This window comes from Pseudomonas sp. P4_C1 (genome assembly GCF_056402155.1).
In genome coordinates, this window is record NZ_JBFUHY010000021.1 from 1 (window position 1) to 26256 (window position 26256).

28 protein-coding genes and 3 pseudogenes are annotated in these 26256 nt (G+C 61.4%); 17 read left to right on the plus strand and 14 right to left on the minus strand.

Translation table 11 applies throughout. The features are described from left to right. Positions 1-121: 121 nt before the first annotated feature. Both speB and AC1DU9_RS14640 read right to left on the minus strand, forming a co-directional pair. Positions 122-1081: an agmatinase gene (gene speB, locus AC1DU9_RS14635; protein ID WP_477810402.1), complete on the minus strand. Its 960-nt coding sequence runs from the start codon at positions 1079-1081 to the stop codon at positions 122-124. A 20-nt stretch (positions 1082-1101) separates the two neighbouring features. Next, complete coding sequence (locus AC1DU9_RS14640) at positions 1102-2193, minus strand: polyamine ABC transporter substrate-binding protein (RefSeq protein WP_477810403.1); 1092 nt, start codon at positions 2191-2193, stop codon at positions 1102-1104. A gap of 101 nt (positions 2194-2294) precedes the next feature. On the opposite strand from AC1DU9_RS14640, the gene AC1DU9_RS14645 reads away from it, so the two are divergent. The 4 genes and pseudogenes from AC1DU9_RS14645 to AC1DU9_RS14660 form a co-directional block, all read left to right on the plus strand. Continuing rightward, positions 2295-3188, plus strand: coding sequence for a LysR family transcriptional regulator (locus tag AC1DU9_RS14645; protein WP_223463894.1), 894 nt, complete (start codon positions 2295-2297; stop codon positions 3186-3188). Positions 3189-3352: 164 nt separating this feature from the next. Further along, the gene (locus tag AC1DU9_RS14650) at positions 3353-4459 is read left to right on the plus strand and encodes an enoyl-CoA hydratase/isomerase family protein (protein WP_223463893.1); all 1107 of its coding nucleotides are present in this window, start codon (positions 3353-3355) and stop codon (positions 4457-4459) included. 3 nt (positions 4460-4462) lie between these two features. After that, entirely contained in the window at positions 4463-5614 is a 1152-nt protein-coding gene (locus AC1DU9_RS14655) for an acyl-CoA dehydrogenase family protein (RefSeq protein WP_108217480.1), read from the plus strand. Positions 5615-5641: 27 nt separating this feature from the next. Then, positions 5642-5719: pseudogene (locus AC1DU9_RS14660) on the plus strand (outer membrane lipoprotein carrier protein LolA); the annotation flags it as partial. Positions 5720-5791: 72 nt separating this feature from the next. Here the strand turns inward: AC1DU9_RS14660 and AC1DU9_RS14665 are convergent. The 6 genes from AC1DU9_RS14665 to AC1DU9_RS14690 all read right to left on the minus strand — a co-directional run bounded on the left by AC1DU9_RS14665 (position 5792) and on the right by AC1DU9_RS14690 (position 12557). Further along, positions 5792-6565 carry an enoyl-CoA hydratase gene (locus AC1DU9_RS14665; protein WP_477810404.1) on the minus strand — a complete coding sequence of 258 codons (774 nt, stop codon included), beginning with the start codon at positions 6563-6565 and terminating at the stop codon, positions 5792-5794. A gap of 13 nt (positions 6566-6578) precedes the next feature. Further along, the gene (locus AC1DU9_RS14670; protein WP_223463892.1) at positions 6579-7706 is read right to left on the minus strand and encodes an acyl-CoA dehydrogenase; all 1128 of its coding nucleotides are present in this window, start codon (positions 7704-7706) and stop codon (positions 6579-6581) included. 141 nt (positions 7707-7847) lie between these two features. Beyond that, positions 7848-9041 (minus strand): acetyl-CoA C-acyltransferase, encoded by a 1194-nt coding sequence (locus AC1DU9_RS14675; protein WP_223463891.1) that lies wholly within the window; start codon positions 9039-9041, stop codon positions 7848-7850. Positions 9042-9053: 12 nt separating this feature from the next. Beyond that, entirely contained in the window at positions 9054-9815 is a 762-nt protein-coding gene (locus AC1DU9_RS14680; protein WP_223463890.1) for an SDR family NAD(P)-dependent oxidoreductase, read from the minus strand. Positions 9816-9831: 16 nt separating this feature from the next. Beyond that, positions 9832-11496, minus strand: a complete 1665-nt coding sequence (locus AC1DU9_RS14685; protein ID WP_223463889.1) for an AMP-binding protein — start codon at positions 11494-11496, stop codon at positions 9832-9834. Between the two features lie 137 nt (positions 11497-11633). Then, positions 11634-12557 (minus strand): carbon-nitrogen hydrolase family protein, encoded by a 924-nt coding sequence (locus tag AC1DU9_RS14690; RefSeq protein ID WP_477810405.1) that lies wholly within the window; start codon positions 12555-12557, stop codon positions 11634-11636. A gap of 84 nt (positions 12558-12641) precedes the next feature. Here AC1DU9_RS14690 and AC1DU9_RS14695 point away from each other — a divergent pair, with 84 nt between their 5' ends. Next, positions 12642-13550 (plus strand): LysR family transcriptional regulator, encoded by a 909-nt coding sequence (locus AC1DU9_RS14695; RefSeq protein ID WP_477810406.1) that lies wholly within the window; start codon positions 12642-12644, stop codon positions 13548-13550. A gap of 9 nt (positions 13551-13559) precedes the next feature. Here the strand turns inward: AC1DU9_RS14695 and AC1DU9_RS14700 are convergent, their stop codons facing one another. Beyond that, positions 13560-13814, minus strand: coding sequence for a hypothetical protein (locus AC1DU9_RS14700; RefSeq protein ID WP_057400121.1), 255 nt, complete (start codon positions 13812-13814; stop codon positions 13560-13562). 97 nt (positions 13815-13911) lie between these two features. Between AC1DU9_RS14700 and AC1DU9_RS14705 the strand changes: the two are divergent. Beyond that, positions 13912-13992: pseudogene (locus AC1DU9_RS14705) on the plus strand (glycine zipper domain-containing protein); the annotation flags it as partial. Positions 13993-14136: 144 nt separating this feature from the next. On the opposite strand, the gene AC1DU9_RS14710 reads toward AC1DU9_RS14705, so the two are convergent. Further along, the gene (locus AC1DU9_RS14710; protein WP_223463114.1) at positions 14137-15177 is read right to left on the minus strand and encodes an Ldh family oxidoreductase; all 1041 of its coding nucleotides are present in this window, start codon (positions 15175-15177) and stop codon (positions 14137-14139) included. 122 nt (positions 15178-15299) lie between these two features. Here AC1DU9_RS14710 and AC1DU9_RS14715 point away from each other — a divergent pair, with 122 nt between their 5' ends. The 3 genes and pseudogenes from AC1DU9_RS14715 (at position 15300) to AC1DU9_RS14725 (ending at position 16361) form a co-directional block, all read left to right on the plus strand. Next, on the plus strand, positions 15300-15611 hold the full coding sequence (locus AC1DU9_RS14715) for a hypothetical protein (protein WP_223463113.1): 312 nt from the start codon (positions 15300-15302) through the stop codon (positions 15609-15611). A gap of 91 nt (positions 15612-15702) precedes the next feature. Continuing rightward, positions 15703-15834 (plus strand): annotated as a pseudogene (locus AC1DU9_RS14720) (peptide ABC transporter substrate-binding protein); the annotation flags it as partial. Between the two features lie 155 nt (positions 15835-15989). Continuing rightward, on the plus strand, positions 15990-16361 hold the full coding sequence (locus tag AC1DU9_RS14725) for a fe2+ zn2+ uptake regulation protein (RefSeq protein WP_477810407.1): 372 nt from the start codon (positions 15990-15992) through the stop codon (positions 16359-16361). Between the two features lie 8 nt (positions 16362-16369). Here AC1DU9_RS14725 and AC1DU9_RS14730 read toward each other — a convergent pair whose 3' ends face one another. Both AC1DU9_RS14730 and AC1DU9_RS14735 read right to left on the minus strand, forming a co-directional pair. Then, entirely contained in the window at positions 16370-16558 is a 189-nt protein-coding gene (locus AC1DU9_RS14730; RefSeq protein ID WP_007970993.1) for a hypothetical protein, read from the minus strand. 181 nt (positions 16559-16739) lie between these two features. Continuing rightward, positions 16740-17663, minus strand: a complete 924-nt coding sequence (locus AC1DU9_RS14735; protein WP_477810408.1) for a LysR family transcriptional regulator — start codon at positions 17661-17663, stop codon at positions 16740-16742. 117 nt (positions 17664-17780) lie between these two features. Between AC1DU9_RS14735 and AC1DU9_RS14740 the strand changes: the two genes are divergently transcribed. The 8 genes from AC1DU9_RS14740 to AC1DU9_RS14775 all read left to right on the plus strand — a co-directional run bounded on the left by AC1DU9_RS14740 (position 17781) and on the right by AC1DU9_RS14775 (position 24074). Continuing rightward, entirely contained in the window at positions 17781-18776 is a 996-nt protein-coding gene (locus AC1DU9_RS14740; protein ID WP_223463110.1) for an aldo/keto reductase, read from the plus strand. A gap of 207 nt (positions 18777-18983) precedes the next feature. After that, positions 18984-19430 (plus strand): DUF411 domain-containing protein, encoded by a 447-nt coding sequence (locus AC1DU9_RS14745; protein WP_223463109.1) that lies wholly within the window; start codon positions 18984-18986, stop codon positions 19428-19430. Next, positions 19430-19864 carry a YqaA family protein gene (locus tag AC1DU9_RS14750; protein ID WP_457265974.1) on the plus strand — a complete coding sequence of 145 codons (435 nt, stop codon included), beginning with the start codon at positions 19430-19432 and terminating at the stop codon, positions 19862-19864. The genes AC1DU9_RS14745 and AC1DU9_RS14750 overlap by 1 nt, the downstream gene beginning before the upstream one ends. An 85-nt stretch (positions 19865-19949) precedes the next feature. Beyond that, positions 19950-20975, plus strand: coding sequence for an alpha/beta fold hydrolase (locus AC1DU9_RS14755; protein WP_457265973.1), 1026 nt, complete (start codon positions 19950-19952; stop codon positions 20973-20975). Positions 20976-20988: 13 nt separating this feature from the next. After that, complete coding sequence (locus tag AC1DU9_RS14760; RefSeq protein WP_477810409.1) at positions 20989-21942, plus strand: D-2-hydroxyacid dehydrogenase family protein; 954 nt, start codon at positions 20989-20991, stop codon at positions 21940-21942. A gap of 279 nt (positions 21943-22221) precedes the next feature. Then, positions 22222-22764, plus strand: coding sequence for a tetratricopeptide repeat protein (locus AC1DU9_RS14765; RefSeq protein ID WP_223463105.1), 543 nt, complete (start codon positions 22222-22224; stop codon positions 22762-22764). Between the two features lie 66 nt (positions 22765-22830). Next, complete coding sequence (locus tag AC1DU9_RS14770; RefSeq protein ID WP_477810422.1) at positions 22831-23313, plus strand: sigma-70 family RNA polymerase sigma factor; 483 nt, start codon at positions 22831-22833, stop codon at positions 23311-23313. Further along, positions 23313-24074 (plus strand): anti-sigma factor family protein, encoded by a 762-nt coding sequence (locus tag AC1DU9_RS14775; RefSeq protein WP_477810410.1) that lies wholly within the window; start codon positions 23313-23315, stop codon positions 24072-24074. Before AC1DU9_RS14770 ends, AC1DU9_RS14775 begins: the two co-directional genes overlap by 1 nt. A 47-nt stretch (positions 24075-24121) precedes the next feature. Here the strand turns inward: AC1DU9_RS14775 and AC1DU9_RS14780 are convergent, their stop codons facing one another. Both AC1DU9_RS14780 and AC1DU9_RS14785 read right to left on the minus strand, forming a co-directional pair. Next, positions 24122-25423 carry an ATP-binding protein gene (locus AC1DU9_RS14780; RefSeq protein ID WP_477810411.1) on the minus strand — a complete coding sequence of 434 codons (1302 nt, stop codon included), beginning with the start codon at positions 25421-25423 and terminating at the stop codon, positions 24122-24124. Between the two features lie 4 nt (positions 25424-25427). Next, complete coding sequence (locus AC1DU9_RS14785) at positions 25428-26129, minus strand: response regulator (protein WP_223463102.1); 702 nt, start codon at positions 26127-26129, stop codon at positions 25428-25430. Between the last annotated feature and the right edge of the window lie 127 nt (positions 26130-26256).

Here is a 26256-nt window from a genome sequence, read left to right on the forward strand (position 1 = left end):
GGCCTGACACCCATCAAACCTGTGGGAGCGAGCTTGCTCRCGATGAGGCCATGCCAGCCAACAGAGATGTTGAATGCAAGACCGCCATCGCGAGCAAGCTCGCTCCCACAGGGTTTGTGTACTACATATCGACCTTGTGTTTGGCCGYATACAGACACAGCATCTCCATCGCCAGCGTCGCCGCCGCCAGTGACGTAATCTCCGCGCTGTCATAGGCCGGGGCCACTTCCACCACGTCCATGCCCACCAGATTGATCCCGCGCAGACCGCCGAGAATCTCCAGCGCCTGCACCGTGCTCAGGCCGCCGCACACCGGTGTTCCGGTGCCCGGAGCGAAGGCCGGATCGAGGCAGTCGATGTCGAAGGTCAAGTACACCGGGTTGTCGCCGACCCGCGCGCGAATGGCCTCGACAATCGCTTCGCAGCCACGGCGATGCACCTGCCGCGCGTCGAGCACTTGAAAGCCTTGATGATCATCGTTGGTGGTGCGCAAGCCGATTTGTACCGAGCGTGACGGGTCCACCAGCCCTTCCCTGGCCGCGTGCCAGAACATGGTGCCGTGATCGATGCGCTTGCCCTCTTCGTCCGGCCAGGTGTCGCTGTGGGCGTCGAAGTGGATCAGCGACAACGCCCCGTGCTTGCGGGCATGGGCCTTGAGCAGCGGATAGGTGATGAAATGGTCGCCACCAAAAGTCAGCATCGCCGTGCCGGCATTGAGGATGCGTTCAGCGTGGGCCTCGATGCATTCCGGTGTCGACTGCGGCGAGCCGAAATCGAAGTCGCAATCGCCGTAGTCGATCACCGCCAGGTGATCGAACGGGTCGAAGGTCCATGGCCAGTGCCGTTCCCAGGCAATTCCGGTCGAGGCCGCACGAATGCCACGTGGTCCGAAGCGTGCGCCGGGGCGGTTGCTGGTGGCCGTATCGAACGGCACACCACTGACCGCCACATCGACCCCGCGCAAGTCGCGGCTGTAGCGCCGGCGCATGAAACTGGTGATGCCACCGTAGGTACTTTCGGCGGCCGTGCCGTAAAGGCTGTCACGGGTGATAGCTTGATCGTTCTGCATCGGAACGTCCATTGAAGGCTCCTTCTCTTTTCTTATTGGCGGCTACGGAAAGTGGTCCACAAGCGGGTGCGCTGGCGCATGTCCTTGAGGCTCATGCTGCGGTCGGCGTAAAGCCGGTCACGCACATCGGCGGGTGGGTAAATGTCCGGATCTGTGCGCACTGCCTCATCCACCAGCGGCGTGGCGGCCTGGTTGGCGGTGGCAAAAAATAGCGTGTTGGTCAGCGCCGCGACGGACTCGGGGCGCRACATGAATTCGATGAACTGGCGGGCAGCCTCGGGGTGTGGCGCGTCCTTGGGGATCGCCAGGTTGTCCTGCCACACGATGGTGCCTTCCCTGGGAATCCGGTAGGCGATTTCATAGGGCTTGTTGGCCTTGCGTGCCTGGTCGGCGGCCATGCTGGCGTCACCGTTGTAGGTCAGCGCAAGGCAGATGCTGCCATTGGCCAGATCGTTGATCTGCCGCCCGCTGGCGACGTAAAGCACCGAGGGTTGCAACTGATGCAATAACGTTTGGGCCGCGTCGAGATCAATCTTGTCGGTGCTGTACGGATCCTTGCCCAGATAATGCAAGGCCAGGCCGATCACTTCCTGTGGTGAATCAATGACCGCGATGCCACAGTCCTTCAGCTTGCTGGCGTATTCCGGTTTGAACAGCAGGTCCAGGCTGTTGAGCGGTACATTCGGCAGGCGTTTGTTCACCTCCTCGACATTCATCCCGAGCCCCAGGGTGCCCCAGGTATAGGGCACGCCATAGCGATTACCGGGATCGACCGCGGCCATCTTTTCCAACAGGTCGGGATCAAGATTGGCGTAGCCCTTCAGGCCCTCATGGGGGATGGCCTTGAGCGCACCTGCCGCCAGGCCGCGCGCCAGTACACTGGACGACGGGACGACCACGTCGTACCCGCTGCCACCGGTGAGCAGCTTGGTTTCCAGTATCTCCGGCGCATCGAAGGTGTCGTAGCGCACATGGATGCCCGTCTCCTGCTCGAACCGTTGCAGGGTTTCGGGGGCGACGTAATCGGCCCAACTGTACAGATTGACCACCTTGTCCTCGGCCTGGGCCGAAGCGGCAACGACGAGCAACAGCGCGGGTAAACACAGCTTGAACATGGGAGCCATGACGAACACCTGACCAGAGGAAGTGGTTGCAGGATGCGTCGTTGGATACATTGGTAAAATATCAAGTTAATTAACCTGACTTTATGACGGAGTAATGTTTGATGCTCGGCCAACTGCATGATCTGGATCTGCAATTATTGCGGCTGTTCGTCAGCGTGGTGGAGTGCGGCGGCTTCAGCGCAGCCCAGGGCGAGTTGGGGTTGAGCCAGTCGAGCATCAGCCAGCAAATGGCCAAACTGGAAACCCGCCTTGGCTATCGCTTGTGCAGTCGCGGCAAGGGCGGATTCAAGATCACTCCCAAGGGCGAGCAATTGCTCAGCGCCACCCGTGGACTGTTCGAGTCCATCGAAGCCTTCCGTCATCAATCCAACGGCGTGGCCGGACGCCTGATCGGCGAAGTGCGTCTGGGCCTGTCCGAAGCCCTGGATCAATCGGTGCTGCAACGGGTGGCCGAAGCAATCCGGCGCTTCCGTGAGCGGGACGAGTCGGTGCGTATCGAGCTGATCAGCGCCATGCCCGGCGAGATGGAACGCCTGCTGCTGCAACAGCGGCTGGACCTGGCCATCGGCTACTTCTCGCAAGTACAAAGTGCGTTTGACTACCGCGAACTGTTCATTGAAACCCAGCACCTGTATTGCGCCCCCGGCCATCCACTGTTCACCAACACGAACCCGATCGATCAGGACCTGCAGGCCAGCGACCGGGTCGATCACCCCTACCGTTTCCTGCGCAGTGACGAACCCTTTCAGGGCAAGCGGTGTTCGGCGCGCTCCGAACAGGTCGAAGGCACCCTCGCCTTCATCCTTTCCGGCAAGCATGTGGGTTATTTGCCCAGCCACTTTGCCCGTGGCTGGGAAGACAAAGGTCTGCTCAGGGCCGTGCGTCGCGGCGACATGAGTTTCGATGTCGCGTTTCATCTGGCCCGGCACCGGGCACAGGTGGCCGGCGATGCGCAGAAGGCATTCGAAGAGGACCTGCTCGCGGCGTTTGCCTGAATACGTCGTGGTCTACGCTGTAACAGTACCGGACACAGACATGCAAAAATGCACAGATAACCTGCACTTATCCGGGTTGTACAAGGCAAATTTGCACTGATACGATCCGTCATCGCTCGCGCGCGAGCATCTCGATAAAGAACAATAAAAGCAGGGAGTTAGTGATGACTGCTCAGGTTTCATCGAAGGGGGCGCTGCCCATGGAGGCCATGCAAAACGAAGTGCTGGCCGAGGTTCGCAACCACATTGGTCACCTGACCCTCAACCGCCCCGCCGGCCTCAACGCCCTGACCCTGGACATGGTGCGCAGCCTGCACCGCCAGCTCGACGCCTGGGCCCAGGATTCGCGAGTGCATGCCGTGGTCCTGCGCGGTGCCGGGGAAAAAGCCTTCTGCGCCGGCGGCGACATACGCTCGCTGTATGACAGTTTCAAAAGCGGCGACACCCTGCACGAAGATTTCTTCGTCGAGGAATACGCCCTCGACCTCGCGATCCACCATTACCGCAAACCGGTGCTGGCCCTGATGGACGGTTTTGTCCTCGGCGGCGGCATGGGTCTGGTGCAAGGCGCAGACTTGCGCGTGGTCACTGAAAAAAGCCGTCTGGCGATGCCGGAAGTCGGCATTGGCTACTTCCCCGACGTCGGCGGCAGCTACTTCCTGGCGCGCATTCCCGGTGAACTGGGAATTTACCTCGGCGTCAGCGGCGCACAGATTCGCGCCGCCGATGCGCTGTATTGCGGGCTGGCGGACTGGTACCTGGAAAGCGACAAACTGGGCGCCCTGGACGAGAAACTTGACCAGCTCGAATGGCACGACACGCCGCTCAAGGACCTGCAAGGCCTGTTGGCGAAATTCGCGGTGCAGCAACTGCCTGATGCGCCACTGGCGACTTTGCGCCCGGCCATCGACCACTTCTTCGCCCTACCCGATGTGCCGAGTATTGTGGAGCAACTGCGTCAGGTCACGGTCGCCGACAGCCATGAGTGGGCCGTCACCACCGCCAACCTGCTGGAAACCCGCTCGCCGCTGGCCATGGCCGTGACCCTGGAAATGCTCCGTCGCGGACGCGAGCTGCCCCTTGAACAATGCTTCGCCCTTGAGCTGCATCTGGACCGCCAGTGGTTCGAGCGCGGCGACCTGATCGAAGGCGTGCGCGCCTTGCTGATCGACAAAGACAAGACACCCCGTTGGAACCCGCCCACCCTCCAGGCGCTGGACGCCGAACACGTGGCGAGCTTCTTCAGCGGGTTTGACCAGAGCGAGAGCTGAGCCATGCACGATATCGAATTGAGCGAAGAACAAGTCATGATCCGCGACATGGCCCGGGATTTTGCCCGCGGCGAAATCGCGCCCCATGCCCAGGCCTGGGAAAAGGCCGGCTGGATCGACGACGGTCTGGTGGCGAAGATGGGCGAACTCGGCTTGTTGGGCATGGTTGTGCCCGAGGAATGGGGTGGCACCTATGTCGACTACGTCGCCTACGCCCTGGCGGTAGAAGAGATTTCCGCCGGCGACGGTGCTACCGGCGCTTTCATGAGCATCCACAACTCCGTGGGCTGTGGGCCGGTACTCAACTACGGCAGCGAAGAACAGAAACAGACCTGGCTGGCGGACCTGGCCAGCGGAAAGGTTATCGGCTGCTTCTGCCTGACCGAACCCCAGGCCGGTTCCGAGGCACACAACCTGCGCACCCGTGCCGAACTGCGCGACGGCCAGTGGGTGATCAACGGCGCCAAGCAATTCGTCAGCAACGGCAAGCGCGCCAAGCTCGCAATTGTATTTGCCGTGACCGATCCGGACCTGGGCAAGCGTGGCATCTCGGCGTTCCTGGTACCCACCGACACCGCCGGTTTTATCGTCGATCGCACCGAACACAAGATGGGCATCCGTGCTTCCGACACCTGCGCGGTGACCCTGAACGACTGCACCATTCCCGAAGCCAATCTGCTGGGCGAACGCGGCAAGGGTCTGGCCATCGCCTTGTCCAACCTCGAAGGCGGGCGAATCGGCATCGCAGCTCAAGCACTCGGCATCGCTCGCGCGGCGTTCGAAGCGGCGCTGGCCTACTCCCGTGATCGGGTACAGTTTGGCAAGACGATCAATGAACACCAGAGCATCGCCAATTTGCTGGCCGACATGCACATGCAACTCAACGCGGCGCGACTGATGATCCTGCACGCCGCGCGCCTGCGCACGGCCGGCAAACCCTGCCTGTCGGAGGCCTCACAGGCCAAGCTGTTTGCTTCGGAAATGGCGGAAAAGGTCTGCTCGTCCGCCATTCAGATTCATGGCGGGTATGGGTACCTGGAAGACTATCCGGTGGAGAAGTACTATCGGGATGCGCGGATCACGCAGATCTACGAAGGGTCCAGCGAGATTCAGCGGATGGTGATTGCCCGCGAACTGAAGAACTATCTGGTGTGAAGCCCTGTAGGAGCGAGCTCGCTCGCGATGGAGGTCAACGATGACGCGGGGCACCTGAATCAACCCGGTGCCCTCAGGTTTTTCGCGAGCAGGCTCGCTCCTACAAGGGATCGTGTAAACACTGAGATCCAATGTGGGAGCGAGCTTGCTCGCGATAGCGTCAGCAGTAACGCCGCATCACTTGCCTTGGAACTCAGCCTCGCGCTTGGCAATAAACGCCGCCATCCCTTCCTTCTGATCCTGCGTCGCAAACGCCGCATGGAACACTCGACGCTCAAAGCGCACGCCTTCGGCCAGGCTCACTTCAAAGGCACGGTTGACGCTTTCCTTGACCATCATCGCAATCGGCAGCGACTTCTTGGCGATCAATGCCGCGACTTTCAGCGCTTCATCCAGCAACTCATCGCTCGGCACGATACGCGCGACAATCCCGCAACGCTCCGCTTCCACGGCATCGATCAAGCGGCCGCTCAGGCACATTTCCATGGCCTTGGCCTTGCCCACCGCACGGGTCAGGCGCTGGGTGCCGCCCATGCCCGGCAGCACGCCGAGGTTGATTTCCGGCTGGCCGAATCTGGCGTTGTCGCCGGCCAGAATGAAGTCGCACATCAGCGCCAGCTCACAGCCGCCACCCAGGGCGAAACCGTTGACCGCCGCGATGATCGGCTTGCGGCGGTTGGCCACGCGGTCGCTGTCGCTGAACAGGTCGTCGATGTAGATCTGCGGATAGGTCAGCTCGGCCATTTCCTTGATATCGGCACCGGCGGCGAAGGCTTTTTTCGATCCGGTCAGGACGATGCAGCCGATGTTCGAGTCAGCCTCGAAGCCATCGAGGGCCTGGTTCAGTTCGCTGACAATCTGTGCGTTCAACGCGTTCAGCGCTTGTGGCCGGTTGAGGGTAATCAGGCCCACGCGGMCGTGGGTTTCCAGCAAAATCGTTTCATAGCTCACAGGGGACTCCTTCTTATAAATTGCGCGAAATGACCATGCGCTGAATATCGCTGGTGCCTTCGTAGATCTGGCAGACCCGCACGTCGCGGTAGATCCGCTCCAGCGGGAAGTCGTTGAGGTAACCATAACCGCCGAGGGTTTGCAGCGCCGAGGAGCATACCTTCTCGGCCATTTCCGAGGCGAACAACTTGGCCATCGAAGCCTCGACCAAAGCCGGTTTGCCACTGTCACGCAGGGCGGCGGCGTAATGCACCATTTGCCGCGCCACGGCGATCTGGGTCGCCATGTCCGCCAGGCGAAACGCCACGGCCTGGTGCTCGATGATTGGCTTGCCGAAACTCTCACGCTCACGGGCGTAGTCACGAGCTGCTTCGAAAGCAGCGCGGGCCATGCCCACCGATTGCGAAGCGATGCCGACGCGACCGCCTTCAAGGTTGGCCAGGGCAATCCTGTAGCCTTCGCCCTCCTCGCCCAAACGGTTGGCCACCGGCACCTTCACGTTTTCGAAGAGAATCTGGCAGGTGTCGGACGCATGCTGACCGAGTTTGTCTTCGACCCGCGCAACGGTGTAGCCCGGCGAATCGGTCGGCACGATAAACGCGCTGATGCCACGCTTGCCAGCGCTCGGATCTGTCACGGCAAACACGATCACCACCCCGGCATTCTGCCCGGAGGTGATGAACTGCTTGCAGCCGTTGAGCACGTAGTGATCGCCTTCCAGGCGCGCACGGGTTTTCAGGCCACTGGCGTCGGAACCAGCCTGGGGTTCGGTCAGGGCGAACGCGCCGAGCATCGCACCGCTGGCCAGCGGTTTGAGGAAGCGCTCCTTCTGATCGTCGTTGCCGTACTTGAGGATCGGCACACAACCCACGGAGTTGTGCACGCTCATGATGGTCGAGCAGGCGCCATCGCCGGCAGCGATTTCTTCCAGGGCCATGGCGTAGGCCAGGTAACCGGTGTCGCATCCGCCCCACTGCTCCGGCACCAGCATGCCGAAGAAGCCCAGCCCGGCCATCTCGCCGATGGCTTCCTTGGGAAAGCGATGCTCGCGGTCCCACTCGGCGGCGAAGGGTTTCAGCCGTTCCTGGGCAAAGTCCCGGGCCATGTCGCGGATCTGTTGTTGGTCGTCATTGGGGATCATGGTGAATCCTTGAAGTTTAATTGCCCCCTGTAGGAGCGAGCCTGCTCGCGAAGAACGTCAGGGCACCGCGTTCCTCCAGGCACCCCGCGTCATCGTTAACGCCCATCGCGAGCAGGCTCGCTCCTACAAGGGACTGCGTAGTCAGTAGAGGCATTCCACGGCCATGGCCGTCGCTTCACCGCCGCCGATGCAAATCGCCGCGACGCCACGCTTCAAGCCTTTCTGGCGCAGGGCCGAGAGCAGGGTCACGATAATCCGCGCACCGGACGCCCCGATCGGGTGACCGAGGGCGCAAGCGCCGCCGTGCACGTTGAGTTTCTCGTGGGGGATTTCCAGATGAGTCATCGCCGCCATGCCGACCACGGCGAAGGCTTCGTTGACTTCCACCAGATCGACGTCATTGAGCGACCAGCCGGTTTTCTTCATCAACTTCTTGATTGCGCCAATTGGCGCCACTGGAAACAGACCCGGGGTGTCGGCGAACGCGGCGTGGCCATGAATCACCGCCAAGGGTTTCAGGCCTTGCTTCTGTGCCTGGGACTGGCGCATCAGCACCAGCGCGGCCGCACCGTCGGAGATCGAACTGGAGTTGGCCGCCGTCACCGTACCGCCTTCACGAAACGCCGGCTTCAGCGAAGCGATCTTGTCCAGTTTGGCTTTTGGCGGCTGCTCATCRTTGCTGATCACCACTTGCTCTTTGCCAACTGTCACGGTGAGCGGGACGATTTCGGCCTTGAAGCTGCCGTCCTTGATCGCCTGTTGGGCGCGGGTGGTCGAGGCGATGGCGAACGCGTCCTGGGCTTCACGGCTGAAGCTGTTGGTTTCGGCGCAGTCTTCGGCGAAGGTGCCCATCAGGCGGCCCTTGTCGTAGGCGTCTTCGAGGCCGTCGAGGAACATCGAGTCCTGCACCCGGCCATGGCCCATGCGGTAGCCGGCACGGGCACGGTCCAGCAGGTAGGGCGCGTTGGACATGCTTTCCATGCCACCGGCGACCACGATGTCGGCACTGCCCGCCACCAACATGTCGTGGGCCAGGATCGTCGCTTCCATGCCCGAACCGCACATCTTGTTCAGGGTGGTGCAGCGGGTCGATTTATCCAGCCCCGCACCCAGCGCCGCTTGACGCGCGGGCGCCTGGCCCTGCCCCGCAGGCAGTACGCAGCCGAACAGCACTTCGTCGATGGAATCACTGGCGACCCCGGCGCGTTCAACCGCAGCCTTGATGGCTGCAGCGCCAAGTTGCGGCGCCGTCAGGCTTTTCAGATCGCCCTGAAAACCACCCATCGGGGTACGGACGGCGCTGACGATTACAATCGGATCATTGGACATTGTCATGACAAATCCTCCTTATTTGGCGGCCATGCGCAAGGCACCGTCGAGACGGATCACCTCGCCATTGAGCATGCTGTTTTCAATGATATGCCTGACCAGCCCTGCGTACTCGGCCGGTTTGCCCAGGCGTGGCGGGAACGGCACGCCGGCGGCCAGGGAATCGCGGACTTCCTGGGTCATGCCAGCCATCATCGGCGTTTCGAAGATGCCGGGGGCGATCGTCATGACACGGATGCCGAAGCGCGCCAGTTCTCGGGCCGCCGGCAAGGTGAGGCTGACAATCGCGCCCTTGGACGCCGAGTAAGCCGCCTGGCCAATCTGGCCGTCGTAAGCCGCCGCAGAAGCGGTGTTGATGATCACGCCGCGCTCGCCATCGGCATCCGCTTCGGTCTCGGCAATCGCCGCTGCCGCGAGGCGCAGCATGTTGAAACTGCCGATCAGGTTAACGTTGATCACCTGGCTGAAACTGTCCAGCGCGTGTGGACCGTTCTTGCCGAGAATCTTCTCGCCACGCACGATGCCGGCGCAGTTGACCAGACCATTGAGGCCGCCGAAGGCCTTGACCGTCGCCTGCACGGCCGCTTCGGCCGCCGCTTCGTTGCTGATGTCCGCCACCACGCTGTGCGCGCCAAGGCGCTGGGCCTGGGCTGCAACGGCTTCGGCGTTCATGTCCACCAGCATCACTTTCGCGCCAGCGGCAACCAACACCTCGGCAGTAGCTGCACCGAGGCCGGAAGCGCCACCGGTGACGATAAAAATCTTGTTCTCGATCTGCATCATTGTTTCCCTGGATTCAAGCTGGAACGTTCTTCGCCGCGGCCTCTTGAGCCTTGGCGATTTCCTGGTTGCGCAAGATAAAGCGCTGCAATTTGCCGCTTGGGGTTTTCGGCAATTCGCTGACAAATTCGATTTCACGGGGGTACGAGTGCGCCGCCAGACGCTTGCGCACGTGTTGGCGCAGCTCTTCGGCCAACTCGGGGGCGGCGCGGTATTGCGGGCTGAGCACGACGAACGCCTTGACCAGCTCGGTGCGCTCCGGATCGGGTTTGCCGACCACCGCGGCCTCGACCACGGCCGGGTGTTCGATCAGGGCACTTTCCACGTCGAACGGACCGACCCGGTAGCCGGAGGTGGTGATCACGTCATCGCTGCGACCGACGAAGCTGATGCTGCCGTCCGGGTTCCACTCGACGGTGTCGCCACTCAGGTAATAGTTACCGACAAAGGCCTTGGTCGGCCCGCCTTCGTAGCCGGCGAACCAGCACATCGGCGATTGGCTGCGGTCGATGGCCAGGATGCCCGGCTGGCCAACGCCGAGTTCCTTGTACTCGTCGTCCAGCACCACGATGCGGTGGCCCGGCGAGGCAAAACCGGCGGCGCCCATGTGAATCGGGTGCTCAAGGCCGTGGTGGTTACAGAGCACCATGCCCAGTTCGGTCTGGCCGTAATGGTCGTGGATCATGACGTCGAGGTTGTCGGCGAACCAGCGGATCACTTCCGGGTTCAGCGGCTCGCCTGCGCTGCTGACTATGCGCAGCTTGCCCTTGATCGATTTGGCGAATTCATCGCCGCCGGCAATCAGCAAACGGTAGGCCGTCGGCGAACCGGTGAGGTTGGTAATCCCGTACTTGTTGATCACCCGGCAGGTGCTTTCGAGGGTGAACGGGCCATCGTAAAAGGTGATCGGATGCCCCATGGACATGGGTCCCGTGACACCGAAATAAATGCCGTAGGCCCAACCCGGATCGGCGACGTTCCAGAACGCGTCTTCCGGGCGCAGATCCACCGCATCGCGGGTGTAGCTCTGGAACGCAACGATGGCCTTGAGCGGCACCGACAGTGCTTTCGACGGGCCGGTGGTGCCCGAGGTGAACATCAGCAGGAACGGATCTTCCCCGGTCAGCAGCACCGGCTCGCAGTCGGCGGAATAGTTGGCCAGTTCGGCCCAGAAACTGAAATCGCCGCGAACCAGGCCCTGCCCTTTGGGGCCGGTGACGGTCACCGTGGTCGGGCAATCGGCGACTTCGGCCAGTTTCGGCCGGTTCACTGCATCGGTCACCACCACTTTGGCGCCAGAGCTGCTCAGACGGTGCTCGATGGCTTTGGGACCGAACGCGGTAAACAGCGGTTGATACACCGCGCCGATGCGCCAGGTGGCGAACACGGTGATCAACAATTCGATATTGCGTGGCAACAGGCCGGCCACCTTGTCGCCTTTCTTCACGCCCTGGGCCTGCAGGAAATTGGCGAAACGCGCGGCCTTGTCCTGCAGTTCGGTGAAGGTGTAAGCCGCGCTGCTGCCGTCGCGGCCTTCCCAGAACAGCGCGATGCGACCCGGCAAGGCATGCCGGTCACAGCATTCGACACAGGCGTTGAGGGCCGTCAGATCGCCTGCGAGTGCGGCATCGACGGTGTGCTGATAATTGAACTGAGAAGTAGCAGACAAGTAATCGCGCATTGCCAGAATCCCTCTGTGTTTTTTATTAGGTTGGGGGGAACCGTAATCAACAGGGAAATACTCGCTCTGCGCGGGGTGCCGGGCAATGGTCAAAGCTATCAAGTTGTCTGACTGCTTTGGCCAAAGCCCGCAGGGCATCAAGCGATGAAGTGCACCCCGGGTTTGGCGCGCTCGTCCACGGTCAGCTCGAACACATCCGGGCGGGCGTAGTGGCCGACCACGTCAAAGTCATAACGGGCGCGTACCAGGTCGTCGGTGTCGATTTGTGCAGTGAGCAGACCGGCGCTGTCGCGCAGAGGTCCGGCGAGGATGTCGCCCATGGGACCGACGATCACGCTGCCGCCGGCAATCAACGGCCGATCCGCCGGCCAGTTGGCGATGTCCAGGCCCTGGGCTTGCGGCGATGCCTGGACCTGGCAGGCGCTGACCACGAAGCAACGCCCCTCATGGGCAATGTGGCGCATGCTGACTTGCCACATCTCCCGTTCGTCCACGGTCGGCGCGCACCATACCTCCACGCCCTTGCCGTACATCGCCGTGCGCAGCAGCGGCATCATGTTTTCCCAGCACACCAGCGCGCCGACGCGCCCGACCTGGCTGTCGATCACCGGCAAGGTCGAGCCATCGCCCTTGCCCCAGATCAGCCGTTCGGTACCGGTGGGCATCAGCTTGCGGTGTTTGGCCAGCAGCCCGGCCTGCGGATCGAAGTACAGCGCGGTGCAGTACAAGGTGCTGCCGGCGCGCTCGATCACGCCGATCACCAGATTGGCCCCCGTGCGTGCGGACAGCCCCACCAGCGCCTCGGTTTCGACACCGGGCACGTCAATGGCATTGGCGAAATAGCGGGCAAAGGCTTCGCGCCCTTCCGGCAGGCGATAGCCCAGCTGCGTGCCAAAGCCCTCGCCTTTGGGATAACCACCCAGCAGCGCTTCGGGCATCACCACCAACCCGGCGCCGGATTCGATGATCGCGTTTTCATAGGACAGGATCAGTTCCAGGGTTTGCGCCTTGCCACCGGGCAAGGCGCCGATTTGCAGGGCCGCAACGATTGACTTGGGCATTTCGAAAACTCCATTCGCATCAGGGGTTGCTCATTCTCCGGCGTCACATGATCATCAATAAAGACCGATTCACTGCTGAATGATATGAGCCAAATGAATATCACCGACATCGACCTCAACCTGCTCAAAGTCTTCGAAGCGCTGCACGAAGAGTCCAGCGCCAGCCGTGCCGCCTTGCGCCTGGGCGTGACGCAATCGGCAGTCAGCGCGGCCTTGCGTCGGTTGCGCGAGGTGTATGGCGATCAACTGTTCGTGCGCACCGGACGAGGCCTGGCCCCCTCGCTCAAGGCCAATCAGCTCAAACCGGTGGTCAGCGATGCCCTGAACAAATGCCGGCAGAGCCTGGCGATGGTCGATCCGGCCGCGCAACAGTACGAAGGTCGCTCGGTCACTGTGGGAATGTCAGATGATTTCGAGATTGCCTACGGCCGGCGGCTGATCGAAGAAATCGCCCGCAGTGCGCCGAAGTTGCGGCTGATTTTCCGCCAGACCCACAGCCAGATCGTCGCCCAGGCGTTGCTGGAGCGCAGCATTGACCTGGCTATTACCGCGGGCGGGTTTGCCGAGCGGCTGCTCAGCCGTCAGGTGCTGGGGGAAGGTGGTTATTTGTGCCTGGCGGACCCGTCGAGCCTGGTCGAGGGCCAGCAGAGCATCAGTCTTGAGGAGTTTGTGGCCCGCGAACACATTCTGGTGTCGTCCGGCGGTTTTATCGGGATTACCGATGAAGGATTGGCGGCGCTGGGACTGAGCCGACGGGTGTGCGCCTCGACTACGCATTTTGCCGCGTTGCCGCATTTGCTCAAAGGCAGCCGGGCCGTGGCGACCATTCCGGCCCATGCCGCCCGAAGCATCGCAACGCTCAGCGGACTGGCGCTGCTGCCCTGCCCCCTGGCGTTGCCGCGTTACCCGATCGAACTGGGCTGGCGCACCAGTACCCAGCTCGACCCGGTGGTGTTGAAAGTGCGCGAGGCGATTGTCGCGAGTTTCACGTGACGACCGATGTTACTTGTTGGCCGCCATCAGGCGATTGACTTCACTGCGCACCATGTTGGCGAATTCCGGGGGCGACATACCGTCCAGCTCGGCACGTACCCATTCAGCCCACTTGCCTTTGCGCTTGGCCCGCTCGCCGAACAACCGCGCGGCCTCGCCCTTGGCTTTGCCGAGGTTGTTTTGCCAGAGTTCGAACAGACGGGATTTCTCGTCTTCAAGCGCAGCGCGCTCGGCGAGGGGTTTGTCGGCCAGATTGAAGCTCATGGGAATTTCCTGCTGCGTAAAATAGGCGACATCTTACACTGTAGGACGAAATGTCCTGCGTCGGTTTTTCAGCAAGATGGCCTTCCCCGGCAAAATAATTGGTGGGCATCCATGGCAAACCGTGGCCATTTGCGTCGGGTTCGGTCTGGTCGTCGGGTTGCTGCTGGGCCAGCGATAAACGCGCAATCCGCCAGCCATGAAGCCCCCTGTGGGAGCGAGCTTGCTCGCGATGGCGACAGTCCAGTCAACATCTGTGTTGAATAGGCTGACGTAATCGCGAGCAAGCTCGCTCCCACAGGTTCTACAGCGCCTGTTGACAGCGTCACTCCCCCGCCAGCTCCCGCAAGTTCGCCAGCGTCTGCGCATCCAGCTCAATGCCATTGACCTGTGATTTGGCGCGTTGATGGTGACGCCGGTCACCGGGCAAACGCTTCAAGCCGACACCGTGCATTTGCCGCACCAGTTCCTGGCTGCGCTCGGCAAAATTTTGCCCCGCCGATTTGCTCGGGTCGATCACGATAAGCAATTGGCCAGTCCAGGGCGTCTTGGCGCCGGGATGGTTGTTCCAGTCGAATTCGAAGGAAAAATTGCCGCCAGTCAGTGCCGCCGCGAGCAACTCGACCATCATCGACAATGCCGAGCCCTTGTGCCCGCCAAAAGGCAGCAATGCGCCGCCCTCAAGAATCGCTTTCGGGTCTGTGGTCGGCTGGCCGAGGCTGTCCACGCCCATCCCTGCCGGCAAGCGTTTGCCCTCGCGTGCGGCAATTTGCACATCGCCATGGGCAATGGCACTGGTGGCCAGGTCGAAGACAATCGGTGCGCCATCGGCCCGCGGCGCAGAGAAGGCAATCGGGTTGGTGCCGAACAGCGGCCGGTCGGCACCGTGGGGCACCACGCAAGTCATGCTGTTGACCACGCTCAAGGCCACGAGGCCTTCATCGGCGAAGGGCTCGACATCCGGCCACAAGGCAGCGAAATGGTGCGAGTTACGGATTGCCAGCACCGCAATGCCGGCACTTCGGGCCTTCTGCACCAGTAGTTCACGTGCAGCCGCCAGGGCCGGTTGCGCAAAGCCGTTAGCGGCGTCGACCCGCACAAACCCTGAAGCCACATCTTCGACCACCGGAACGGCCTGGCCATTGACCCAGCCGCTTTGCAGCGTCGAAACATAACCCGGAATCCGGAATACCCCGTGACTATGCGCGCCGTCGCGCTCGGCACTGGCGCAGTTTTGCGCAAGCACCCGGGCAACGTCGGCCGACGTGCCGTGACGCAGAAAAATCTTCTCGAGCAAAGCGCTCAGCGCTTCGAATGACAGGTGTGACGAGATCGCAGTAGACGTGTGATCGTGTGGCGCAGACATCTGAAGCTCCAGACTGATTATTGGAGGGAACAACAGCGTACAAAGACCCGCCGATTAACAACGCGCGGCGAGCGACCTGTCAACCTTTCGCTCAGGGTCGATGAGGTATATCCGTATCACGAATGCCCAAGGCCCGTGCGTTATCCATGTCGATGGAAACACCCAAGGAAGAATTGTTCGCACGCTGGAACAGTGGACTGAAAAAGTGGGTCAGCCTTGATTCGATTCCGGATTCTGATCACGTCGGCAAGGCCATTCTACGGCTGACTGGCAGCAAGACCATGGAGAAGGCACGGGAAGCTTTTTTAAACGTGCAGGATCCGAAATCCCGAGCCGATGTCATTTTGCACAATGCCGACTCGATCGCCTTTCTGATCTGCGAAATGGGCCGGCAACTGGACCCGGTGCCGGTCGCCACGACCTCTGACACCTGATCCCGACGTAATAACGCGCAGATCTGCGGATCTGCGCTGCACAGCGGTGTTTGTCTTGATCTCTTTTTCACGCGCCTCACGCGCACTGTGGATTCGCGTGACCGGTACCCAATTCAACGTCTGGATGTATGAAGACCAGGTCAAGGTCAATCTGATCGAAGGCTCGGTACTGGTCGGCAGCAACGCCGACCAGCCCGGTGACGGCTTGCGCCTCGACCCGGCGCGTTTTACCGCGTAATGGCGCATGGACTCACGGGTTGATCACGCGATGGCGACAAATTTTCTACATTTGAGCCTTCATGATTTGCGCTGCTCATGCGTCTAGTCTTGTAAGAGCGCCCACTTTTTCCTGATCAGGCTCTGAAAAGGAGTTTTGCAATGTACAACTCGCAACTGCCAACGGACGGTAGCAATGCGCCAAAGGGTACTTCCATGGGAGTCGGCGTATTCGAGCCGCGTACCGATCGCCACCGCAACGAGCGGATCAGGATCCTGCTCAAAAGCTTTGGCCTGCGCACCAGCCTGATCCGCCTGAAAGTCATCGATGCCCTGCTGACGGCCGCCGAAAACGACCGCAGCCTTGGCGTGCGTGGCGTGCACAGCCAATTGCTGGACCTGGACATTCCGTTGTCGTTTCTGAGCGTGCGTGAAGTGCTCAAGCGCTTGTGCAGCGAAGGCGTGATAGTCCTCAACCCCGACAAAAGCTACAGCCTGCATCCCCAGGCTGCCGCCATTCTGCGCAACCCTTGATCGACTGATCAGGGCTTGACCTTGCGGCGCATCACACCATTGATGACCACCACGATCACCGCCACGCCAATGGCGATGTACTGGAACATTTTTTCGCTGATGACGCCGGTGTTCTGCAACCAGGAAAGGCCAAACATGATCCCCAGTACCACCAGGGAGATCAGAATCGAGTATTTCAAACGTTGCGACTGAGTCATTGCGGGTTCCTGAATCTGAAAATGTATCCGGTTTGTATCGATACGCATGCCAGGTGCCTACCCTGTTTCGGGGATAAGCAACTACAAGCGGGGTCTCATGTTACAGCCGATGAAGAGTTTTAGCTTCATTGCGGCGATAACCATGGCGGACCGGGTTACTACCAGCATCGTTAACAGCTATTCAACCTCCTGAATCCTTTCGATAGAAGTCATTGCCGGGCTGGGCACACAGCTCCACCAGCCAATCGACAAACACACGCACCCGCCGGGATAACTGGCGGTGCGGCGGATAAAGCGCCGTCATCGGCATGCCCGGTGGCGGCACTTCTCCAAGCACTTCACACAAGCGTCCCTCCTGCAGTTGCCGCGCCACGTGATAGTACGGCGTCTGCACCAGACCATATCCGGCCTCGCACGCTGCCAGATAACCATCGGCACTGTTGACCGCCACCTGCTTGGGCAGATCGACCGACCGCACCTGGCCATCCACGACAAACTCCAGCCCATAGCGTTTTGCGTTGCTGGAGATGTACTCGACCATCCGGTGCCCGTCCAGGTCGTCCAAGGTATGGGGCGTTCCGTGCCGCTGCAGGTAGTCGGGACTGGCACAGGTCACCTGATCCATCATCACCAGCGGCCGTGCCACCAGCGAATCGTCCAGCGGCGAGCCTCCGCGCAACACACAATCGACACCTTCGCGAATCAGGTCCACCGGCCGGTCATTCAAACCTATTTCCAGCTCGATCAAGGGATAGCGGGCCGTGAATTGCGGCAGCGCCGGAATCACTACCAGGCGCCCCACTCCCGCCGGCATGTCCACCCGCAACAGCCCCTTGGGATTGTGGCGTGCAGCACTGAACACCGCTTCAGTCTCTTCAAGATCCGCCAGCAAGCGCACGCAACGCGGGTAATAGGCCGCACCGTCGAGCGTCAGGCTGATCTGCCGCGTGGTGCGTTGCAGCAGTTGTACCCCCAGATGTGCCTCCAGTTGCTTGATCAGGATGGTCACCGAGGCCCGGGGCAATTGCAGGCTGTCGGCGGCCCTGGCAAAGCCACCCAACTCGACGATTCGGGTAAAGACGCGCATGGCGTTGAAACGGTCCATTGCTGGCTCCACCGGCAGATTGTTTAGATTTAACGAATAGTGATAGCCGATTTAGCCGGTTTATCTAGTTTCTGTCGAGACGAACAATAGCGACTCACTTCACAGGGAGCTGATTTCATGCACACACGTCAATTGGGAAAAAACGGTCCGCAGGTGTCGGCCATCGGCCTGGGCTGCATGGGCATGACCGACTTCTACACCACCGGCACGGATACCCGCGAAGCCACGGCCACCCTGCATCGCGCGCTGGAACTGGGCGTCAACCTGCTCGATACCGCCGATATGTACGGCCCGCACACCAATGAAGAACTGATTGGCAAGGCCATTGCCGGCAAGCGCGATCAAGTGTTCCTGGCCAGCAAGTTCGGGATCGTCCGCGACCCGGCCAACCCCACCGCCCGGGGCGTCAACGGTCGGCCGGAATACATTCGCCAGTCCATCGATGGCAGCTTGAAACGCCTGGGCGTGGAGACCCTCGACCTGTATTACCAGCACCGAATCGACCCACAGGTGGCTATCGAGGAAACCGTCGGCGCCATGGCCGAACTGGTCAGTGCCGGCAAGGTGCGTTACCTGGGATTGAGCGAGGCATCGGTGGCGACCCTGGAACGGGCGCACAAGGTTCATCCGATCAGTGCGTTGCAAAGTGAATATTCATTGTGGAGCCGTGACCAGGAAGAAAACGGTTGCCTGGCGGCCTGCCAGCGTCTGGGCGTCGCCTTTGTGCCCTATAGCCCGTTGGGCCGAGGCTTTCTGACCGGCGCTTTGAAAAGCCCGGATGATTTCGCGGCGGACGATTATCGTCGCTTCAGCCCGCGCTTCCAGGGCGAAAACTTCGCTAAAAACCTGCTGCTGGTGCAACAGGTACAAGCGCTGGCGGCAGAAAAAGGCGTGACGGCGGGACAACTGGCGCTGGCGTGGGTGCTGGCCCAGGGTGATTACCTGATTCCGATTCCGGGCACCAAGCAACGTAAATATCTGGAAGAAAACGTGGCTGCTCTGGATGTGACGCTGAACGCCGAAGAACTGCACGCGCTGGAAGCGATCTTTCCGGCGAATGCCACCGCAGGCCTGCGTTATCCGGAAGAAGTCATGAAACTGCTCGACCGCTAAGGGTCACCGGCCCGTTCGATGAACCGGGCGGGCCGGGCAACATTCCAACCTGACGATTTTGTAATGCATCCCTCATCAGCCTGACAGCGTTGATCTACGATGATGAAGCTGCCGAGCTCTGTAGTAATTCGAAACACTCCAAGAATACCTGACCCGGAAAAGTGGTCAGAATGCGTTTTTTGCCCGTGAGCCGAGACGAGTTTCCCCATGCGAACCCACTTGCGACTGATCGCCCTGAGCGCCCTGTTCATGTCCTCCCTGGCCCAGGCCGCCGACCTCATCCCGATCGAGGTTCATCGCGACGCCAATTGTGGTTGCTGCAAAAAATGGATCAGCCACCTGGAGGCCAATGGCTTCAAGGTCGAAGACCACGTCGAAGCCAGCATGAGTGAGTTCAAGCAACAGCACGGTGTGCCGCCGCGCCTGGCGTCGTGCCACACCGCGTTGATCAACGGCAAATTCGTCGAAGGTCATGTCCCGGCCGACCAGGTCCTGGCCCTGAGCAAGCGCGACGATCTGTTGGGTATCGCCGCACCCGGCATGCCCATGGGTTCGCCCGGCATGGAAATGGACGGCATGAACGATGCCTATCAGGTCATCGGCCTGAAAAAGGACGGCACTGACGTGGTGGTTGCGGATTACCCCGCCCATTGATGTCCGGCGCGTATCTCGGGCTGTTTTTCGCGGCATTCGGTGCCGCCACGCTGCTGCCGCTGCAATCCGAAGCCATGCTGGTGGGCCTGTTGCTCAGCGATCGGTATTGGCTCTGGGCACTGCTGGCAGTGGCAACATTCGGCAATGTTCTGGGGTCGCTGCTTAACTGGTGGCTGGGGCGCGGGATCGAGCGGTTCCGCGACCGGCGCTGGTTTCCGGTAGGCCCCCGACACCTGGAAAAAGCCCGGCTGCATTATCAACGCTACGGCCACTGGTCATTACTGCTCAGCTGGCTGCCGGTGATCGGCGATCCGCTGACGCTGGTCGCCGGGGTCATGCGCGAACCGCTGGGGCGCTTCCTGCTGATCGTCACCCTGGCCAAAGGCGCCCGCTACGGCGTGCTGGCCGTGGCGACCCTGGGCTGGATGGGTTGAACCATCGAGGGCGGCGATTGCCTGTGTTTAATAGCGCCCTAATCGAGCCGATCCAGCATCGGCGGATTTTCCATGGAGCTCTCCCATGTCGCGTCCCCTCACCCGCTGGTTACCCAGCCTGTTGCTGACCGCCGCCCTGCCCGCCATCGCCCACGCCGAAGGACCGGCATATGGCCCCCAATTGCAAGGTTTCGACTACCCCTACACCCTCAAGCACTTCGCCTTTGAATCCCAGGGCCAATCCCTGCAAATGGGTTACATGGACGTCGCCGCCCACGGCAAGGCCAATGGTCGCAGCGTGGTGTTGATGCACGGCAAGAATTTCTGCGGCGCCACCTGGGACACCTCGATCAAAGCCCTCAGCGACGCCGGCTATCGGGTCATCGCCCCGGACCAGATCGGTTTCTGCACCTCCAGTAAACCGGCGCACTATCAGTACAGCTTCCAGCAACTGGCGACGAACACTCAACAATTGCTCAAGGCGCTGGGCATCCAGAAAGCCACCCTGCTGGGGCACTCCACCGGCGGCATGCTCGCCACCCGCTATGCCTTGCTATACCCCGAACAGGTCGAACAACTGGCGCTGGTCAACCCCATTGGCCTGGAAGACTGGAAAGCCCTCGGTGTGCCCTATCGCACCGTTGATCAATGGTACGAACGCGAACTCAAACTCAGCGCCGACGGGATCCGCACCTACGAGCGCAACACCTATTACGGCGGCCGCTGGAAGCCGGAATTCGATCGCTGGGTCGACATGCTCGCCGGCCTGAACAAAGGCCCGGGGCATACGCAAGTCGCGTGGAACTCAGCGCTGATCTACGACATGATCTTCACCCAACCGGTGTACTACGAATTCCAGAACCTGAAGATGCCGACCCTGCTGTTGATTGGTACGTCCGACACTACCGCCATCGGCAGTGACATCGCCCCGCCCGAGGTCAAGGCGAAGCTCGGGCACTACGACGTCCTCGGCAAACAGGTGGCCAAGCGGATTCCCCAGTCCACGCTGGTGGAATTCCCTGGCATGGGCCACGCGCCACAGATGGAAGAACCGGCAGAATTCCACCAGGCCCTGCTCGCCTGGCTGAACAAGACCAACCCCGTGCGTTGAAGAGGAAAGGCTGATGCCCGTGCAAATTGCAGTGCTTGATGATTGGCAGGATGTGGCGCGGAACGTGGTGGACTRGTCGGCGCTGGACAGCGTCGGCCAGGTGAGTTTTCTCCATGACTACCCCACCGATACCCCATCCCTGGCCGAGCGCCTGGCCGGGTTCGAGGTGATCTGCGTGATGCGCGAGCGCACCCGTTTCGATGAAGACCTGCTGCGCCGCCTGCCGAAGCTCAAACTGCTGGTGACCGGCGGTATGCGCAACGCCGCCCTGGATCTGAAAGCCGCTGCCGCGCTGGGCATTCAGGTCTGCGGCACCGACAGCTACAAACACGCCGCGCCGGAACTGACCTGGGCGTTGATCATGGCCGCAACCCGCAATTTGGTGGTCGAGGCCAATGCCCTGCGTGCCGGCCAGTGGCAACAAGGCCTGGGCGGTGACTTGCATGGCAAGACCCTGGCCATCCTCGGTCTGGGCAGCATCGGTCAGCGTATTGCACAGTTCGGTCAGGTGTTCGGCATGCGCGTGATCGCCTGGAGTGAAAACCTCACCGCCGAACGTGCGGCGCAGGTCGGTGTGACCTATGTCAGCAAGCAGGAACTGTTCGAACAGGCTGACGTGTTGTCGGTGCACCTGGTGCTCAGTGAGCGCAGTCGGGGCCTGGTGGATGCACAGGCACTTGGCTGGATGAAGCCCACGGCGCTGCTGGTGAACACCGCTCGCGGACCGATTGTCGATGAAGCGGCGCTGATCAAGGCGTTGCAGAAACAACGGCTGGCCGGTGCCGCACTGGATGTCTTCGAGCAGGAACCGCTCCCTGCCCACCATCCGTTTCGGACCCTGGATAACGTGCTGGCAACGCCCCATGTCGGATACGTGAGCCAACAGAACTACCAGCTGTTTTTCTCGCAAATGATCGAGGACATCCAGGCCTGGGTGGCGGGTTCACCCATTCGTTTGCTGGGCTGATACCGCGTCATCGTTCATCGCGAGCAAGCTCGCGCCCACAGGGTTACATTGGCGGACGCAGCAATTGTGCCCGGCACAAATCCTCTGTGGGAGCGAGCTTGCTCGCGATAGCGGAGTTTCAGTCGACATAAACGTTGAATGACACTGCGCTATCGCGAGCAAGCTCGCTCCCACAACGAATAATTGTTCATGCTGCAGTGTTCTCATCACATCGACCTTGCACTGCGTCTGACGAGGCGCGACCTGATCTGAAACCCGTGAACCTCTGGAGCAAAGCCCATGAATATTCGTTTTGCCGTTCTGATGACCCCGCTGTTGCTGACCGTTGCGTTGTCCGGCTCCCTTGCCCTGGCCAACGGTGGTGGCGGCGGTAACGACATGCCCACCAGACCCACCTGCCCGAAAGGTCAGGTGCTGGATACCCGATCGCAGCGGTGCGTCAGGCAGACCAGCAACCTGGTGCCGGACGAAGACCGCACCAACTATGCGTATCAACTGGCCAAGGACGGACGTTACGAAGAAGCTCTTGCCCTGCTTGACACGCTGAAACAGCCAAATACGGCAAAAGCGCTGAACTATCGCGGCTACGCCACGCGTAAACTAGGGCGTACCGACGAAGGCATCGGCTATTACCTGCAATCGGTGAAACTCGACCCGCAGTACGCGCAAGTCCGCGAATACCTCGGCGAGGCCTATGTGATCAAAGGCCGGCTGGATCTCGCGCAGGAGCAACTGCAGCAGATCAAATCCATCTGCGGCAATACCCAGTGCGAGGAGTACCAGGATCTGGCCGAAGCCATCAACGACTCATCGAAAACCTGACAACCCGAGCGGACGGAGGTCGCCATCGCCAGCGATCAGGCAATACGAACGGAACTGAACCAGCATCTGGCGCGGTTATGGCGCTACGGCCTGCTGCTGTCCCGGCAACGGCATGTCGCCGATGACCTGGTGCAGGCCACCTGCGTGCGGGCGCTGGAACGGGCCGCGCAATTCGTGGCGGGAACGCGCATGGACCGCTGGCTGCTGAGCATTCTGCATTCGATCTGGCTCAACGAAGTCCGCGCCCAGCGGGTGCGTCAGGGTCAGGGTCAGGTGGATGCCGATGAGGCCTTGTCGTTCGATGGTGAATCCGTGGCCCAGACCCATGTGTTGGCGGCACAAGTCATCCGTCGCGTCGATGCGTTGCCCGAGACCCAGCGCGAAACGGTGTTTCTCGCCTACGTCGAGGGCTTGTCCTACCGCGAAGTCGCCGACGTGCTGCAAGTGCCCATCGGCACGGTGATGAGTCGCCTGGCCGCCGCTCGGGCGAAACTGGCCGAATATCCACCGTTGCACACGGTGCCGCACCCTTACCGAGGAGAACATTGATGAGCGCGAGAACCTCGGACGAACAACTGGTGGCCTACCTCGACAACCAACTCGATGCCGAGCAGCGCTCGCGCGTCGACGCGGCCATCATCAAAGACCCGATGCTCGGCCTGCGCCTGCAATGGCTGGATCGCAGCAGCCTGCCGTTCAAGGACGCCTACGATGAACTGGCCCGGCAGGCGCCGGTGGATCGCCTGCAAGCCATGCTCGCGACGCTGCCCTCGCCCGTCCGCCCCGGGCTCAACCGGCGCTGGTTCCTTGCCGCCGCGGCCGCACTGTTGGCCGGCGGCGTGCTGGCGGACCGGTTGTTTCTCGGCTGGCAAGCGAGTCGGCAGACACACAACTGGCGCGGCCTGGTGGCCGATTACATGGCGCTCTACGTGCCGGAAACCCTGGATCATTTACCCGCTGATGAAGCCGCCCAACGGGCACAACTGCGGACCATCGATGCGCGCCTGGGCCTCGATCTCGCGCCGGCAAAACTGAGCCTGCCTCGTGCCGAGTTCAAGCGTGCGCAAATCCTCGAGTACGACGGCGCGCCCATTGCCCAGATCACCTACCTCGATCCGGTGCACGGCCCCATGGCGCTGTGCATAACCCGCTCCAACAGCGGCAGCCGCCAATTCGCCCATGAACAGCGGCGCGAGCTGAACATCGTGTATTGGGCTGACATGGAACACGCCTGGATGCTGATCGGGCATCAGCCGATCGCGGATCTGGAGGCGATGGCGAAGCTGTTGCGTAGTCGCCTGAGTACCTGAGAAACCCTGGCTCAACGCAGGCGCTGCGACAGTGCCTGCGAAGCGCGTCAGGCCGAACCCGGCAACCACAAGCGAAACCGCGCCCCACCCAGGGGCGAGGCTTGCACCGTCAGCGTGCCGCCCTGAGCCTCCAGGGCGCGGCGGCTGATCGCCAGCCCCAGACCGAAACCACCCGTGGCGCGGTCGCGGCTGCGGTCGAGGCGGTAGAACGGTTCGAAAATCCGCTCGCGCTCGTCATCCGGAATGCCAATGCCGTCATCGTCGACCCAGATTTCACAGGCGCCGGCATACACCTGCACACCGATCTGGATACGCTTCTCGCAGTAGCGCATGGCGTTGCGCAGCAGGTTTTGCAGGGCGCGAGCGGTCAGGCGCGGGTCCAGGCTGAAGCGTTCGAGTTGGCCGTGCAGCAGCACGTCGATGACGATATCCGGGGACTCCAGTTCTTCGTCGACGCTGCCCAGAATGCTGTCGATGAATTCATCCAGCGACACCTCGACCTGCTCTGGTAGCCGCGCCGGGTTTTGCAGGCGACTGTAGGACAGCAACTCCAGCACCAGCTCATCAAGCTCACGAATGTGCGCCACCAGGCTTTGCAGGCGCTCGCGGCTGGCCGCTGGCAAGTCGTCGGACAGCGCCAGCGCCAGGCCGAAATCCAGGCGCGTCAGGGGCGTGCGCAACTCGTGGGATACCGCATTGAGCAAGTCCCGCTGCTGGTTGAGCAGGTTTTCGATGTCGCCGGCCATGGTGTCGAACACTGTGGCCAGGCTACCAATGTTGGAGCTCGGGGAGATTTGCGTGCGCTCGCTCAGGTGCCCCTTGCCAAAGCGTTCGGCCGTGCCCTTGAGGCGCTCCAGATCACGCCAGTGCGGGCGCAGCCACAACAACAGGCAAGCGAGCATGGTCGCGCCGATCAGGACGTTGATGCTCCAGTACAACAGGTTGACGTCCAGTGGATCGGGCGGCACGACCATTTGCACCACGGTGTGCTCATTCAGCGGCGCGACCGCCAGCGTGCGCCAACCCCAGTCGCCCACGCGCACGACGTTCTCGCCGCGCTGCAAACGCTGCTGTTCATCAGGCGTCAGGCTGCTGTCGTCATTGCTGCCGAGCACGATGTGCAGCGGTTCGAAGTCCTCGTCCATCTCCTTGGCCAAGGCTGGCCATTGTTCCGTCGGGGCCGCGTGAAACTGTTTGACGATCAGCGTTTGCAGCCCACGGGAATAATCGAGGTTGTAGGTGACAAAGCGCTCGTGGAACACCTTGATCACCAGATCCGGCACCAGGTAAATCGCGGCGCTGAAGGAGACGATGGTCACCAGGTACAAACGAAAGAGGATTCTGAACATCGGCTCAGCATTCCCATTCGGAACGGCTGAACAAGTACCCCTTGCCCCACACGGTCTTGATCTTGCGCGCCTCGCCGGCGTGGTCGTCGAACTTGCGCCGCAATTTGGAAATCGCCACGTCCACCGAACGGTCAGTGCCATTGAATTCGATGCCACGCAGGCGTTGCAGGATCTGGTCGCGACTCAACACTTCACCGGCATGCCGGGCCAGCACCACCAGCAGGTTGTACTCACCACTGGACAGGTCCACCAATTGCCCGCGCCAGGTCACGGTGCGTTCAGACAGGTCGATGCACAGGTTGCCCATCAGAATGCGGTCGTTGGCGGTCTGCGGTTCGCTGAGGCTGCTGCGGCGCAACAAGGTTCGCACCCGGGCCAGCAGCACCCGCGGCTCGCACGGTTTGGTGACGTAGTCGTCGGCGCCCATTTCCAGGCCCAGGACCTGGTCGTGGCTGTCATCGCGGGCGGTGAGCATCAGGATCGGCAGGGTCGCCGAATCGGCGCGCAGCAAACGACAGACTTGCAAGCCGTCGAGGCCGGGCAGCATCAGGTCGAGGATCACCAGGTCCGGCGGATTGAGCCGCGCTCGTTCGCGCACATGGTCACCACGACCGATCACGCTGACGGAATAACCGTTGCGTTCCAGGTAGCTGGCAATCAGTTCGGCGAGGGCGGTGTCGTCTTCGACCAGGAGGATGTTGGGCATGGGGTGTTTCCAGAAAGTGCTTTGGCGCCAGATAGATTGCCATCGCGAGCAAGCTCGCTCCCACAGGGATTTGATGTGAACACAAATGTTGTGAACACCACCGGCCACTGTGGGAGCGAGCTTGCTC